This is a genomic window from Bdellovibrionales bacterium, from assembly GCA_016716765.1.
GTDB lineage: Bacteria > Bdellovibrionota > Bdellovibrionia > Bdellovibrionales > UBA1609 > JADJVA01.
This window is the reverse complement of record JADJVA010000005.1, coordinates 92,601-107,073: the sequence shown is the minus strand read 5'-3', so window position 1 is coordinate 107,073 and position 14,473 is coordinate 92,601. Positions and strand designations below refer to the sequence as shown.

14 protein-coding genes are annotated in these 14,473 nt (G+C 45.7%); 5 read left to right on the top strand and 9 right to left on the bottom strand.

The window, feature by feature from the left end; genetic code table 11:
* Nucleotides 1-39: 39 nt before the first annotated feature.
* Nucleotides 40-1,158 carry a hypothetical protein gene (locus tag IPL83_03705; GenBank protein MBK9038262.1) on the bottom strand — a complete coding sequence of 373 codons (1,119 nt, stop codon included), beginning with the start codon at nucleotides 1,156-1,158 and terminating at the stop codon, nucleotides 40-42.
* 313 nt (nucleotides 1,159-1,471) lie between these two features.
* Between IPL83_03705 and IPL83_03700 the strand changes: the two genes are divergently transcribed.
* Together IPL83_03700 and IPL83_03695 are read left to right on the top strand one after the other, a co-directional pair.
* Entirely contained in the window at nucleotides 1,472-2,611 is a 1,140-nt protein-coding gene (locus tag IPL83_03700) for a radical SAM protein (protein ID MBK9038261.1), read from the top strand.
* Between the two features lie 46 nt (nucleotides 2,612-2,657).
* Entirely contained in the window at nucleotides 2,658-3,710 is a 1,053-nt protein-coding gene (locus IPL83_03695; protein ID MBK9038260.1) for a transglutaminase domain-containing protein, read from the top strand.
* Here the strand turns inward: IPL83_03695 and IPL83_03690 are convergent.
* Nucleotides 3,687-4,157: a hypothetical protein gene (locus IPL83_03690; protein MBK9038259.1), complete on the bottom strand. Its 471-nt coding sequence runs from the start codon at nucleotides 4,155-4,157 to the stop codon at nucleotides 3,687-3,689. The genes IPL83_03695 and IPL83_03690 overlap by 24 nt on opposite strands.
* A gap of 294 nt (nucleotides 4,158-4,451) precedes the next feature.
* Between IPL83_03690 and IPL83_03685 the strand changes: the two genes are divergently transcribed.
* Nucleotides 4,452-5,888, top strand: a complete 1,437-nt coding sequence (locus IPL83_03685) for a hypothetical protein (GenBank protein ID MBK9038258.1) — start codon at nucleotides 4,452-4,454, stop codon at nucleotides 5,886-5,888.
* Nucleotides 5,889-5,922: 34 nt separating this feature from the next.
* Here the strand turns inward: IPL83_03685 and IPL83_03680 are convergent, their stop codons facing one another.
* The 5 genes from IPL83_03680 to IPL83_03660 form a co-directional block, all read right to left on the bottom strand.
* Complete coding sequence (locus tag IPL83_03680) at nucleotides 5,923-6,327, bottom strand: hypothetical protein (GenBank protein ID MBK9038257.1); 405 nt, start codon at nucleotides 6,325-6,327, stop codon at nucleotides 5,923-5,925.
* The gene (locus IPL83_03675) at nucleotides 6,312-7,103 is read right to left on the bottom strand and encodes a hypothetical protein (GenBank protein ID MBK9038256.1); all 792 of its coding nucleotides are present in this window, start codon (nucleotides 7,101-7,103) and stop codon (nucleotides 6,312-6,314) included. Before IPL83_03675 ends, IPL83_03680 begins: the two co-directional genes overlap by 16 nt.
* Nucleotides 7,104-7,254: 151 nt before the next feature.
* Nucleotides 7,255-8,169, bottom strand: a complete 915-nt coding sequence (locus IPL83_03670; protein ID MBK9038255.1) for a paraslipin — start codon at nucleotides 8,167-8,169, stop codon at nucleotides 7,255-7,257.
* Nucleotides 8,170-8,171: 2 nt separating this feature from the next.
* Nucleotides 8,172-9,095 carry a paraslipin gene (locus IPL83_03665; GenBank protein MBK9038254.1) on the bottom strand — a complete coding sequence of 308 codons (924 nt, stop codon included), beginning with the start codon at nucleotides 9,093-9,095 and terminating at the stop codon, nucleotides 8,172-8,174.
* A 3-nt stretch (nucleotides 9,096-9,098) separates the two neighbouring features.
* Nucleotides 9,099-9,590: an NfeD family protein gene (locus tag IPL83_03660; GenBank protein ID MBK9038253.1), complete on the bottom strand. Its 492-nt coding sequence runs from the start codon at nucleotides 9,588-9,590 to the stop codon at nucleotides 9,099-9,101.
* 247 nt (nucleotides 9,591-9,837) lie between these two features.
* Between IPL83_03660 and IPL83_03655 the strand changes: the two genes are divergently transcribed.
* On the top strand, nucleotides 9,838-10,569 hold the full coding sequence (locus tag IPL83_03655) for a matrixin family metalloprotease (GenBank protein MBK9038252.1): 732 nt from the start codon (nucleotides 9,838-9,840) through the stop codon (nucleotides 10,567-10,569).
* Nucleotides 10,570-10,625: 56 nt separating this feature from the next.
* Here the strand turns inward: IPL83_03655 and IPL83_03650 are convergent, their stop codons facing one another.
* Nucleotides 10,626-11,414: a hypothetical protein gene (locus tag IPL83_03650; protein MBK9038251.1), complete on the bottom strand. Its 789-nt coding sequence runs from the start codon at nucleotides 11,412-11,414 to the stop codon at nucleotides 10,626-10,628.
* Nucleotides 11,415-11,511: 97 nt separating this feature from the next.
* On the opposite strand from IPL83_03650, the gene IPL83_03645 reads away from it, so the two are divergent.
* Nucleotides 11,512-12,645, top strand: a complete 1,134-nt coding sequence (locus tag IPL83_03645; GenBank protein MBK9038250.1) for a hypothetical protein — start codon at nucleotides 11,512-11,514, stop codon at nucleotides 12,643-12,645.
* Between the two features lie 22 nt (nucleotides 12,646-12,667).
* Here the strand turns inward: IPL83_03645 and IPL83_03640 are convergent, their stop codons facing one another.
* Complete coding sequence (locus tag IPL83_03640; GenBank protein ID MBK9038249.1) at nucleotides 12,668-14,317, bottom strand: FAD-dependent oxidoreductase; 1,650 nt, start codon at nucleotides 14,315-14,317, stop codon at nucleotides 12,668-12,670.
* Between the last annotated feature and the right edge of the window lie 156 nt (nucleotides 14,318-14,473).

Below are 14,473 nucleotides of genomic sequence, written 5' to 3'. Positions count from 1 at the left end.
CTGCCCTTGCAATAAAAATACCAACCTCGATCAATGCATTTAGAACTTCTCGCTGAATTTGGGAGAAGGAATGTTGATCTCAATTGTCTTTGGTGGACCATTAGGAAACCTGGATTTAGGAAAAGCAATGGACATGTCAGCTTCAATCAGAATGGGAACTGGAAACCCACCCTCCTCAGCGGGCGGCAACCACATAAAATCAAAGGCTCCGTTGACTTCAACGTCTAAAGAAAATCCTCCATGTCGATACCGTTCCAATAGGTATTTCATCTCCCTAGTTACAATATCCTCAACGTAAATTTTAAATTTCCGTTGATCGTCCGGTGAAAAATTAAATCGTCGAAAGAGTGGGTCATACATCTCTGGTTCGTTCAATTCGAAAGCCTCAGCTCTTTCTCCGAAATTTGATAAAAATCTCGAAGATCCAATCCTGGCAAACCACCTCACGCGAGGATCCCTTGGATCTGATTTCACCAACTCTACTCTTCCCGAAACAAGATCTCCCGATACCATGTGTCTTGTCTCGTAGGCTTTACCTGAAAACTTTATGGGGTCAACCATCCTTTCAAACATTCCTCTATCGTATTTAATTGGGTGTGAGGTCGCCACCTTATGAAGTAGCTTTTCTAAAGTGGGTCGAGAAAGGCGCCGCAAGACTCTCAACGAATAAACATCTTGCCCACCAATTGACTCAAATCCTTCCTTCTTCAGGAAACGTATCCACTCAGATTCATCTTCTATGTCGACCAGTTTTGAAACTGTGATGTTTAGCTGATCAACGGCCGATGGTTCAAAAAAAATAACACCATTGCCAAGGCCTGAATGGTTAGGTTTATAAACCACGGGGTAGTCAATCACCCCATTTTCCATTTCTTCAATAAACTTGACCAGACTGTACCGACTTTCGGGACGACCGACGTCAGGAAGTGAACTTAGATCTTGAGCTGGGTCGTAGCTAAAAGCATCGACATATTTCAACGCGTCCTCCATACGATCTGCTCCATACACCCTAAGATATTGTCCAATTTCACTTTCTCTCGCTCCCCGAATTGCTTCAACCCTCCTCTGAAATACAAAATTAAATTCTGTTAGGTTAGTATCGATGGCAAAGTAGGGACGAGGAATAGGAATTGGCCCTCCATCCAAAAGGACTCTCATGACATATTTTTCCCCAAACAGTCTGTAAAATTGGTAAAGAGTAATCTGGTCCCCTGGCTTCCAGCTGTGCCATGACTTTTGCCTATCATTTGATAGGCCTATCTGATGTCTACACGACTGAACTCCATCCCTTTGAGAACCAAGAGATGGCGTCTGAAATAACGAAGTGACTCCAAAACAAAGTGACAATGAAAGAGCCACTTCTGCCAAAAATTGCCATGCTCTTGTCAGTGGGACATATATCACTTCTAAACCTCTGTGTTTCCTAATGTCTTTAGACAAATTTGCTTCAACATCCATGCCAGATTGCAATATGAGAGACTTAATTCCACCCCTTGCCAAATATGGCACTTTACAAATGATCAAAGTACATGGAATTATCGGCCCCATGAGTGACAGCACAAAAAGCCTCAACAATCCTTCTGGCAATAAATCTATTGTTTTGATCAATTCCCAGCAAGAGGGAAAGAGCTTTTCGGCCGAAGAGCTGATGGCTCGCGAGCTCAACTCGTGGCAAGGCTGGCTCTGCGCTGCAAGTGTTGAAAACCTTTGTGTCACTCACGATGGAAATATCTTTGGCGCGGTGTGCAGAGAGGGCGGTTTTCTTGGAAACGTCTTTGAGAGTTTTGTCGATTTATCTACCGAATTCATTCTTTGCAAGAAAAAATGGTGTATGTGCGGGACTGATATGGCTCTCAGAAAATTCCGTTCTCCAGAGCACCGTCAATTGGCCTACCTCGACCCTGTTAAAGAGCTGGATGAGGCCCCACTCGAAGCTTTGGCGGTTCAACCAATTTATCAGAGCCAATGCATTCCAAAACAAGTCACTTGGGAAATCAGCCGTCGCTGCAATTACAGTTGCAGCTACTGTCCGCCTTCGTCCAGCAACAACTATGAAGCTCACCGCAGCTGGGGTTCGCTCAAACAGGGAGTTCAAAATATCTTTCGTGCCTTTGTGAAAGATGATCAGTGTAAATTTCATTTTAGTGGTGGAGAACCCACAATCAACCCCTCATTTGTGGACCTCCTCAAATGGATTAAAGATCGTCCGCCAGAAAACAAACCGGGGTCTCACCATTATTGTCATGTTACAACCAACGGGAGCAGACAACCTGAGTACTACGAAGAGCTCATTTCATATACTCAGATTGGTATTAGCGTTCATTTTGAATTTGCCGACCAAGAAAAACTCCTCGAAACAATTCAAGCAATAGTTGAAAAGAAAAAGGCCTCGGCAGATTTACGTTGGCAGTGGTTCGGGGTTCGTCTGATGGTTCCTCCTGGATACGGACCTCAGGCTGAGAAACTCACAGAAAAAATCTATGAGATACCGGATTTCCGAAATTATGGCCAACTCAATATTTCTCCGATCATCCGCTTTGCCCCAAATTATGAGGGGCATCTAGCGGATTACGAAGATTCTGAAAAGACCCTTTTTGAAATTCATGGATGAAACAACGCAATGAATCCAAAACGCCGATTTTAGGAGGAGATTTTAGATGTTTTCTTTGATACTGCGGTCACTATTGTTTGTAACACCCTTAAGCTCGTTTTTCTTGACTGCCTTTGCCGCAGAGGCAGAGAGAACGATTGAATTCAAACAAGAATTTAAGCCGCTTGCGCATAACGAATCGATCGAACTGTGGATTCCGATTCCTATGGACCTGGTCGGCTATCAGACGGTTCTTTCGCAGCGATACTCTGGAAATGCGGACCAAGTCAAAATTGAAAGTGTTGATTCTGTTCCCCTCTTGCATGTCACGTGGATCAAGGCCAACAAGCCCGAATTTGAGATCACTCACACTGTTCGCATTCAAGACCAACGCAAAGCTACACCGGAGGCTAGCTCCCTCAAAGCCATTAACAAGTATATAAGTCCCACGGCCCATGTTCAAACAGATGGAATTGTCCGGGAAACGGCATCAAAGATCGTTGGCAATCTATCAGATACGGATAAAAAGGCTGAAGCCATTTATAACTGGATTGTTGACAAATCGATCCGGGATCCAAACGTTCGTGGCTGTGGACTAGGAGATGTCAAATCAACCTTAAAGGCTAACACCTTGGGAGGAAAATGCGCAGACCTCAATTCGCTATTTGTTGGACTTGCACGAGCTGCAAAAATTCCCGCGCGCGAAGTCTTTGGAATCAGAGTTGATTCTTCCATTGAGTCTCCCTCGCTTGGAAAAACGGGCGATGTTTCAAAGGGCCAACACTGTCGAGCAGAGTACTATTCAGAAAAAATGAAGGCATGGATTCCCGTCGATCCCGCAGATATTCGAAAGGTCATCCTAGAGGAAAAATTAAGCCTCGACGATCCAAAAATTGAAAGCCTGAGACGGAAATTCTTCGGTTACTGGGAAGGAAATTGGATAGCCTTCAATCACGGACGTGATTTTTTTGTGAGATCAATGGACAAAAAAATTCCGGTTAATTATCTCATGTATCCCCTGATGGTCAGCAAGAGTCACAATCCGGACGGTATCGATCCAAAAGAGGTCACTTACACTCTAACTGCTTCGCGCAAATCAGTAACCACCAAAGAATTCTAAGATCTCAGTAGGAACAAGTATTGTGGACTGAAATGGCTGCTCTTGAGCATAATCAGCAGCACTAAGATCACCACCCGCCGATTCAGCTTTAGGAGGAACACGACAAGTTAAAATCTGACCGTGCGGCTCCAATAATACAACTAGGTCCTCACCCTCTGAGACCCGTCCAGAAGCAATGATCTCACCAGACACCTCCCGAGCTTCGACTCCTAAAAACTCTGAGGTTCTGGCGAAGCTCCATAAGACTTCCTCGGCCTTCCAAACCTCTATCGACGCAGATTGCTTTTCCTGCAATTCTGCCAGAGTCAGGGGACCAAGCAATGTCTTGGCCAACACAGGAGAAACATCTGCCCCCTGTTCTTTGACCAAACAAGAATAGCCCTGAGCCAAGACTCCAAAAAGACAACTCAGACCGATTAATAGGCATCGCCAATTCACTACGTTCATCTCAACTCACTCCTTTTTGCCCGCAAATCCAGTTTGCAAAGAATATATCCGATACAATATATTTAGATCGAGGGCGACACTGCAAGGGCATAATTGCATAAATTTCATTAAAGTGACGCCTCTCTTTTACCATCCACAACAAAAATTTTGAAACATTTTGGGATCAATTCAAATCTCAAAAGTAATTAAAAATGAAACATCCTTTAACCTCACCCCCTCTCCTTGAAGTCTAGGAATGCCGATAAGCTATTGCAGTCTACTTATCTTAGTACGTTCCGCGAAGGAGACGGCCGAATGAAGCGTGCAGGGCACTATCAAATTGAATCCTTAGCTATAGCAGCTCATTTGAAGGAGCTGCGGGCAAATTTATCTCTGATACTTTTTGCTCTGCTTCTGCTGCCGTTTGGGGTCGGGTGCGATCTGATTGATAATGCAATCAAAGGTGAGATCGGTGGTAAGCCATCGGATAGCTTGCCACCGAATAATACACCGGCTCCAGGATCAGAATCAGAATCAGGTACATTGGATCCCACCTTTAATTCTTCGGGAATCGTCGTTTATTCTGGCGAATATGACTCAATTGGAATGGGGATTGGAGTGGATTCGTCATTGAGAATCCTGGTGGGAGGTGCTTACGGCGAATCTTTGGGCAACGCCAGCTCGGCCCAAGTCTGGGCCTATAATCAAAATGGAACGCTAGATTCGTCTTTTGCCAGCGGAGGGGTTTTTACCGAAACAGTGAACAATTGGGTTAAGGGTCGAGATTTTCTCGTTGATTCCTTAGGCAAATTGGTCATGGGAGGAAATAAAGAATGGGGAGGCACGGATGACCCAACCTATTGGGTTCTGAATGCCGACGGAAGTCTTTATACTTCAATTTCGAATTCTAATTATGCTGGCGAAGTTCAGGGAGCAGGAATAGCGGAGGACAAAGTCAATGGAGGATACTATCAAACAGGGTTTCTATATCCTCATAATTCTATGACAATATCCAAAAAGTCCTATTTATTGGTTAATCAAACTTCATTTGGAGGAACGGGGAGGATTTCATTTAACAGTATTCCCTATTCGGCGGGTTGGCGAGTGAAGGCTGACTCAAATGGCAAAGCCGTCATCATTGGCGAAAGCAGTCCTACCAGCAGTACGAGCAATTATGATCTGACAGTCTGGCGATACAATGTGAACGGGACACTTGATACGAGCTTTAATACTCTTGGGTATTTTACTCACGATGGGGCAGCAGGAAGCCTTGCAAGTCAGGAATATGCTGGGGGTCTCGCCTTTGATAGCCTAGGAGATATTTTCGTGACTGGAGCAAGTTACAATGGATCCGACTACGATATGGTTGTATGGAAAATCAAGGAAACAGATGGGAGCCTGGATACGAGTTTTAATGGAAGCGGATATAAGGTATTTAAAAATGTCGGAGCGGCTGTTGGAAATGATAAGGGTAAAGCAATCATCATTGATTCAGACGACAACATTTTTATTGCAGGAACTGGTCAAGACTCTGGAGGCTTCGAGGACGTTTGTCTTTGGAAGCTGGATCGCTACGGAAATCTTGATACCAGTTTTTCAACCGACGGGACCTATTGTGTTGGTAATATTGCCGGTGGCAATGGGGACGATACGCCGATCGCAGTAACCTTGGACTCTATGGGTAAAATTCTGGTAACTGGAAACTCATTTAATGGTACAACTAAGGACATGTTTATACTTAGAATCCAATAGTTGGCGAATTGAAACGACATTCACCTGAAGACCTTCAATTGCTGCTTCCTAAAGCTGAGGCGCAACTTTTCCCCGCGGCGAAGTCTTTTGGCAACGGTTTCCTTGAGTTTTCATACCCCATTTTTTGCATCGCTAGCTGAATCCGCTCACGATATTTATTTACGTAATCTTGCAAGTGAAATCCATTTCGAATCACACGCTGAGCCTGCCTGGCTTCGCCTTCAAGATTTCGATTCGCTTCTGCCACATTGAAAGAGCGAATCTCATTGAGGGTCAATGCGGTGACAATGGTCATCACGGCTTTCGCCCGCTCGGACTGCAATTCCGCGAGACGAGAAATATCTCGGTCTGTCATCCCTGCTCGCGCAAGAGCTTCGTTGGCCTGACCAATTTGAGCTTCCAACTCCGCTAGTGACGTGTCGGTTAAATCCAGATCCATCCATTTCCTCTCACTGAGGACTTGAAAGAGATCCAAATCAACCTGTAACTGAGCCAGTGAGCTCGATCTTTCATTGTTGGATATCTGACCATTCGCCAAAATGCGGTGACCGCCCCAATAGCCACTAGAACAACAAGCCCGGCCACCGCCGAAGCTCCCTGCAAGTGACGACCCACCAAGAGCCCCAGAGCGTTCTTAACAAAGTTAGGAAAGCGCCCAAGATATGCGACCTGTTCAGTCACGACCAAGATTTCAACGGTCCAATCGGAGATCGGCGTTGATACTCTCTGATGTCTATAGGCGGATCTCAACTCCTTCGCAGTCAATTTAGCGATAAAAGGAGCGAGTTTCTTCTTAACGAAAAGGGCATATGACCCTGACTTGTCCTGTCCCTCGTAGTATTCATGGAGTTTTGTCGCATCGACAATCAAGCGACGAATACCCTCTGCCCAGCCTTCCGACCGATCATTGAAGTCTGGTGGAAAATACTCAGACACCTTCTTCCTTCGCAATTCTTTGACCCAGGCGGGAGCAGCATTCGCTTCCCGAACGTGTCCCTCGACGACTCCCTCGAGGACCGGCGGAAGATTCAAAACCTCTCCATTCACAGCAACCGGAATACTTTGGACATCGACGCCCGCAACTGGGGGAACAATCACTTCTGCGGAGAGTTCCGAAGAGGCTTCCGACTTTTTGCCCAAAGCTGGATGGGATCCAACAATCAAATTACACACAAGAATAATATTTAAGATCGTGACAATGGAATTTCTCAGCATAACTGCTCCCGTTAGGGTCAGTCCAATTGCAATAGCCGGGCCCTCGCCTTATAGGCCTCCGACATCGTTCTGTGATGTGCGATATCTAATTTTACGCAAACAAGCTCATAATGCTCAGCGAATCATCGAGACAAGGGCCCCGAGGCCCAGTTTACAAATCAAGCTCCATCGCTTCCAATATTTCATTCATATTCATGAGGTTGCCTGACAAAATAACCCGACTTCCCGTCTTGAGCTGCCCCAGCGTACTCACATATTTTTGACCCAGCTCTAATTTCATGGCGTTTTTTCCGCCATGGCTTGTCAGGGATTGGGCCACCTTGGTGATAGATTCGGCAGTGGCAACTCCAATGGAAAGTATCTCCTGTGCGCGACCCTGAGCCTCGTTGATGCGCTTCTGCATCTCACCCTCGGATCTATTGATCATTTCAGTCATTTGTCCTTCGGATGTATTAATCAAAGACTGCTTTGCTCCCACGCTTTTTTCGACGATAGCGCGACGATTTCTTTCGGCTGTCACTTGCTTTTCCATGGATTGCCGAACGGACTCTGGCGGAATCAGATTTTTAATTTCAAATCGTAAAATATGAATTCCCCATTTCGAGGCCGCTTGATCGAGAACGCCAACGACCTTGCCGCTGATGGCTTCTCTTTCCTCAAAAGTTCGATCCAAATCTAAAGTTCCTATCACAGCCCGAGTGGTCGTCTGTGCCAACTGAACAGCTGCAAACCGAAAATCAGTGATGCCATAACTCGCTTTAGCCGAATCCATGACTCTCAAATAAATGACCCCGTCCACCTCAACCTGAATTTCATCTTTCGTAAAGCACCTCTGAGGAGGAACTTCCATCGTGTGTTCTTTCAAATCCTGATAATAGGCCACACGGTCTACAAAAGGAAAAAGCACGTGAAAGCCGCCTTTAATCGTCGCATGATAGCGTCCAAATCTTTCGACGATATACTCGGACTGGGCAGGCACAAGTTGAATGGAACGAATCAATGCGCTCAGGACAAAAAGAAATATGATTCCCAAAAGAACGACAAAAATCAGTGAATCAATTGACATCTTTAATTCTCCAATGCCTTGGCACTTTGGCGTGCCGGATTTTTAAGCTCTTCGACAATTCCCTTTAATGTGGCTAATTCGATCGGATACATGGACACTTTTCCGCCTGCTATCACTTCGCCAAGTTGATCGATGTACTGGTCGACCAACTTCATCTTCAGGGCTTCCTTTCCACCGGGCTGCTCGATGGCTTCGCCAATCATTTGCAAACTTCTGGCGGTTGCATCGGCAATGAGCCGAATGGACTCAGCCCGTCCCGTCGCCTCGTTGATACGCTTCTGTTTGGCCCCGTTGGAAAGATTGATGGCCATTTGTCTTTCGCCCATAGAGACATTGATCAATTTTTCCTTTTCGGCCGTGGCGCGAGTGATCTCGGCTCGTTTTTCTCGTTCGGCTTCCATTTGCTTTTCAAGGGTTTCAATCACGTGCTGAGTGGGAGAAATATCGCGAACTTCATAACGTAGAACCTTTATTCCCCATGGCTCAGAGGCTCTGTCTACTTCAGAGATAATTTTTGCATTCACTGCTTCTCGCTCGGAAAAAATTCCGCCCAAAGTGATCTTACCCACTTCAGACCTCATCGTGGTCTGTGCGAGGTTAATGCTGGCGGCCAAATAGTTTCCAATTCCGTAGCTCGCCTTTTTGGCATCCATCACCTGCAAATAAAGAAGCCCGTCGATTTCAACTTGAATGTTGTCACTGGTGATAACACTTTGCGGTGGTATATCGACGACTTGTTCCCGAACCTCCTGTCGGTAGGCCGCCTTATCAAAAAAGGGGATCAAAAAATGAAGCCCGGGCTTTAGCACTGTTAAAAATTTGCCCAACCTTTCAACGATCACATTTTCCCGTTCGGGCACAATGATGATCGTCTTAAAAACAATAAAGCCCACTATTATGATAGCTATGGACATCGCACTGAGCATCGCCTAGATCTCCTCGTTGTTACCAATCTTCTTAACAATCCATGAAATGTTGTCACGACCCACAACAACAGCCTTTTCACCCACTCTGATTTCGCCTTCACTCTTCAGAATGGCCGTCCAAGTCGATTCTCCGAAGCGAACACGACCAGGACGAGCCGAAGAAATAGACTCAATCACGTCGACCGTTCGGCCCATCATAGCTTGGTCCTCATCGATGTTTTGCTTTTCTGTGTCGCTAGGATAGAAGCGCACAACCAGAATACGGATCGTAAAGATGTAAATGGTGGAACTCACAAACCAAGTCGCCAGTTGCGCAGGAATGCTGTCAATCCAATTCAGATACAACAATACCGCAACACTCAAGGCCCCCAGACCCACAAAAACAGAAACGAGACCGGGCAAGATCAATTCGCCAAAAACTAAGATGGCCCCGAAAATGAGCCAAAACTGAAGCATAGAATCCAACATAGCAAGAGACCCTAGACCGCTTTGCATTCAATATTCAAGACATTTCAGGGACTTTACGCCCTTTACCGAAAGAAAATGGCGCCTCGGCATCAGTGTCAGCGTCATTATAACTGTCTAAAATTACCCTATTTTTTGGGATTCTGACCCAAACTGACGATGGCTCTGTCATGTCCGCAAGGCCATCTCCTTGTTTAACTGCGCAAACTTCTATGGAACCAAATGCGAAGCTCAAACGTCTTAATGAAATAATGAAAACCTTAAAGAGGAGCTCTAAATGGAACCAAGAAATTCAATTAACGGACTTAAGCAGAAACCAAAGATATCAAGATTTATGCGGCTCGGAAGCGAAATAATTTTCTCTTCAGTTGTGCTTTTTTTTGGCTGCGCCTCGCAAACCGACCAAAATTCAACGCCTCCTCCAGCCCAGACAAACGAGGACGAAGTTGTCGAAGAACAAGATCCGCAATCAGAAACAAGACTCATTACCTTGCCCCTCGAAGTTTACCTTTATGATTTCGCAGGGGAGCCCGACTACAGCAGCACCCTTGATGAGGAGGAAGTCGCAGATTTGGTTGCGAAGGCGAATGAAATATATTCCCAAGCTGAAATTGAATTTAATGTTGTTTCAATCGTAAAAAAGACGATCTCAGCGGCGATGTTCGACATTGTTCAACCAGAGGACACTACTTCTACCAAACAGAAATTTTTAAAAATAGTACCTCCTTACGATGCGAATAAAATCGTTTGGAGAACAGGAATTGTCAGGAAAATGCCCATCCCTGCCGGAGGTCTTTATATTGCAAAACTAGCTTTCTTTGCCGAACAAAATAAGGACGGCGAGTTTCACCATACGATTTTTGCACACGAATTGGGTCATTCCTTTGGACTTGATCACACAGAGATTCCGGGCAATCTTATGACCCCAGGAAACGCCGCTGTGGCCCTCAAGCTTAATTCTGAACAAATTGAAATAATGCGAGCACAGGCTCTGATCGGACCAAAATGAGCTCTGTCTGAGCACTTAATTCGAACTTCTCCTAGGGTTCTCATTAACTGAGAACTCTAGGGAGCAGGGGCTCTCGATGAATCGAATTCGGAAAACATTGCTTGGATGTGCGTGACGATGTCATTGTAAATTTTGTGCTGGCCCCAATACCTCTCTCTTATGGGTTCAAGCTGACTTGTTTCAACTACCATAATGATGGGGTCAAAGAAGGCTCTCTTTTGGAAAAAGCCAATTCGGGATGGCGGTCGCGCCCCCGAATTCAACAATTGAGACAGGAAAGACAAGTTTTGCTTAGCGGACAACTGATAATGTCCTGAGGCATTATCAAAATAATCGACAACTCCGTTCTCAATAGCAAGATAGCCAGCAGCTGCGACGTCACCTCCTGCAAGAAAACTCGAGTGCTTGAAAAAACGAAAAAATGGTGCACTCTCGATCAAGCGCGAAAAAAGGTGATGAGGTCGGAAATAAATCACTCCCTCATCCGTCATCACAAAAGCACCCTTGCACTTCACGAAAGAACAGAGAGGGCGACCATCTCGAGTCGTCAATCGCCCATTAACAATATGAATTCGATACCTCTCCCTTTCAGATTCCGTTTTCAAATAACGCACCAATTTAAAGTCAATGGCCTCGACGCCATAACCACGATTCTCACCTCTAAATTCAGAAAGCATCGGTGCCGTCGAATATCGAATTGGGGAGGGCGTACTATTTCTATCTTCCCCATGAGCAAGTCGTGATCGACACTCATGGCCCATCGAGGTCCCTGAAGAACCAATAAAGATGAAAAACAATCCAACGAGTATGAAAAAAGTCCAAAATTTATTGAAGGCCCGGCTCATTGCTGTCCACCTCGGACTTAGTGGGGCGAGTCCTTAAAAGGTGGACCCAGAATTGCTTGCAAGCTTGGATGTAATACATTTATTCGAGGGAGTCCACATGTCGAATGGAATAAGCCACTCAAACAATTGGAGCAAGGACTCAGGCAAATTTGTCATGGGTGGGCTTGGGCTGACTCTTCTGATATTTCTCAACCTCCGGATGGAGGCCTTGGCACATCCACAGACCGATTCCGTCTCTCCCTCCTGGCAGAAGGGCCGGGGAAACTGCCTCCCGTGGCTAAACAATCGCAGTCTTGTTCCCTCAGAAGGATACAACCATGGTCAAATACACGCAGCCACCGCTCACATCACAGACGTCTTGCTCACAAACCAAATCGATGAGAGCCATTTTCCCTACTCTTCTCAGCAAAGATCACCGGTCAGTCTGAACCCCCAAGCACTGTTCAATTTGCTGTCAAAACTACCTGAGGTAGATGATTTGTCCATCACTTCCATTCTGATTGGATCGCCTGAAAAGGATGCACAAATGGGGATTGTCAGGTTGGGTTTTCTTCAAAATGGACGGCCAGTCATTGTTAAGACCTTGATCAGATCAGTCGCAGAAACTGAACGAATGAATGAAGCCAGAGGGGCGATGCTTCTCAGCGCGATAGGAGTGGGACCTCTCTTTCATGGCATCGCTCGAGACGGAGGAAGTTTTCACCTCATCACAGATTTGATCATTGGCAAAAGCTTCAACACTTTCGCTGCGCCCACCATTCAAGGACTTCGTCAGCTCCACACAATCGTAGCTCGATTTAATAGAATCCATCTCGACCACCTACCGGACCATGAACTCCTGTTCCAGGTGATGCGAACAAATTCAGACCAAATTTTAGCTATTGATGCCGAAGGCTACTATGAAGTGTTTCTCGAAGGGAATCCAGAATTGAAAGACCAAGCACGCGAAGAATTTTCTGATGATGATTTCGAGCCTCCGTGGGAGAGACGCCTACAAAGTCCTCATGCTCCGAAATCATCCTGGGTCACACCATGGTATCGTCTGCTCGCCAGCGCGATCATAACAGCTGATCGCGAAACTGCACAGCAATTCATGGCGGAATTGCGCGAATACAACAGACCCTTGTACAAATTAGTTAGCCTTGAGATCAATGCAATCATAACCAAATGGAATCCAATCATGGACAAACACCTTAAAGATTATTTCCTCAATCTCGATGAGCCCAAATAGAAAAGCTGAGGTTCGGGCAGACTTAGATTTTTTCTAGAATCTGCCGGGCGGCTCTGAATCCAGATTCAAATCCACCATTGATAAATCCTTGAGATTTTACGGAAGTGTGCTCGCCAGCAAATATAAGACGACCATCGCACTCAGGTTCTGATCCAGCACCCCAGAAATCGCTAAACTGCCCCAGTCCCAAACAAGAAAATGAGCCCTCTGTTAAGCCAAAGCGAGGCCAATTAAAGTGGATTCTCTCTCCCGTGTAGAGGGCGCCAGCTTGAGAACTGAAATTATCCTTGATGATTTGCAAAGGCTCGTGAGGATCGAGTCCCACCCGCTTGGCCATCTCTCCAGTTGAATAGAGCGTGAGAATACCGGTCGAGCCTGATTGCAATCGACTCGTTTCCCAAATAATGCCACTCCCCTTTGATAGATACATCTCGCCCTGAGAACCGCGACCATCAAAAATGGGAGTTTGCCTCCAAAAGCGCTGCTTAAATCCAAGCATAGCTTTTGAATTCTGGCCCATTCTTAAATCACGAATAAAGCGCTGCTTGGGTTTAGAAATCTCCAATTTATCCCAGCCTTCTATCCGTCTCAGTTGTGTAATTGGCACTGCAACGATCAAATGAGTGTATTCCTCACTTCGGCCCCTCTCAAAATGGCAAATAAATTTTGATCGACTTCGGCTGATGGATCTCACCTGACGATCAAACTGTAGGTAATTATCCAGGTTGTTCTGATTGTAATCATTTAAGGAGTTCACTGTCGCCCGGGTCAAGGCTGAATTGCCACCGCCAATGCGCAAGGCTTCATCGCTTTCTCCATAGAGTGAAAATCCATCGATCAGGTCTGTGTCGAACATCAGCAGAAAATTCAAGGAAGATTGCTCCTCTGCAGACAAACCAAATTCCGCTTCATAGGCGGCCCGAAGTATTTCTAGACACCAGGGTTCTGCAAACGATTTGCAAGAATCCAGCAGTCCCGATAGAGGAGTCTCATCCATCTTTCTTGCTTCTGGAAATCTCTTTGCCGAGAGGTAAGTAAAGTCTCCATCAAAATCACCGAAAATATTTTTGTTCATCTTAGCTAAATGAGGGACCAATTGAGCGACGGCCTTAAAAAACTGCTGTTCGGTATACACTCGCCCATTAACATTAAATAGAGAGGCGTGAAGTTTCGAATCTAATTCTTCGTCCTTGAATTTGAGAATTCTCAGATCCTGTGGTTCGAAGTTTTTATTTGAGTTCAGCATCCGGTTCTGTTCTTCCTGCAATTCTCGCGCAAGCCAGAGAGTCTCTTGATCACCGGTGTTGATCAGCTCGCCTCCAAGTTCAACAAACTGCTTGTCCTCATTCCAGGAATCCACAGTAAAAATCCTCCCGCCGAAACGACCAGAGGCTTCAACAAGTTGAAAAGAAACCCGGTGCTTTTTAAGCCAAAAGGCTGCTGCCAAACCTGCTGCTCCGGATCCGATGATTCCCACTCGTAGGTCTTTCCCACAAGTGCGAGGAACTACAAACATGCTCGTAGCGGATAGAATAGACCATTGGAGGAGACGTCTTCGAGAAACCTTTTTTGCTGAAAGTGAACGGAGTCTTCTGAGTATTGGCGAATGTCCCATAAGAGCGTCTCCAAGGTGTGCTGAGATATCGACTGGCGACAGCCCAATGCTAAGCATATGCGCCTCAATATTCAATATTCAAGGATCTTCCACGGTCGATTTCTCAATTGTGTGTCATTACTGGAATTAAACAGCAAAAAATTGATTTTCAGCCTATGAATAAGTTATATCGCAAGTTACGGGGGGGGAACCAGCTTGTGGCCCTCTCGCATC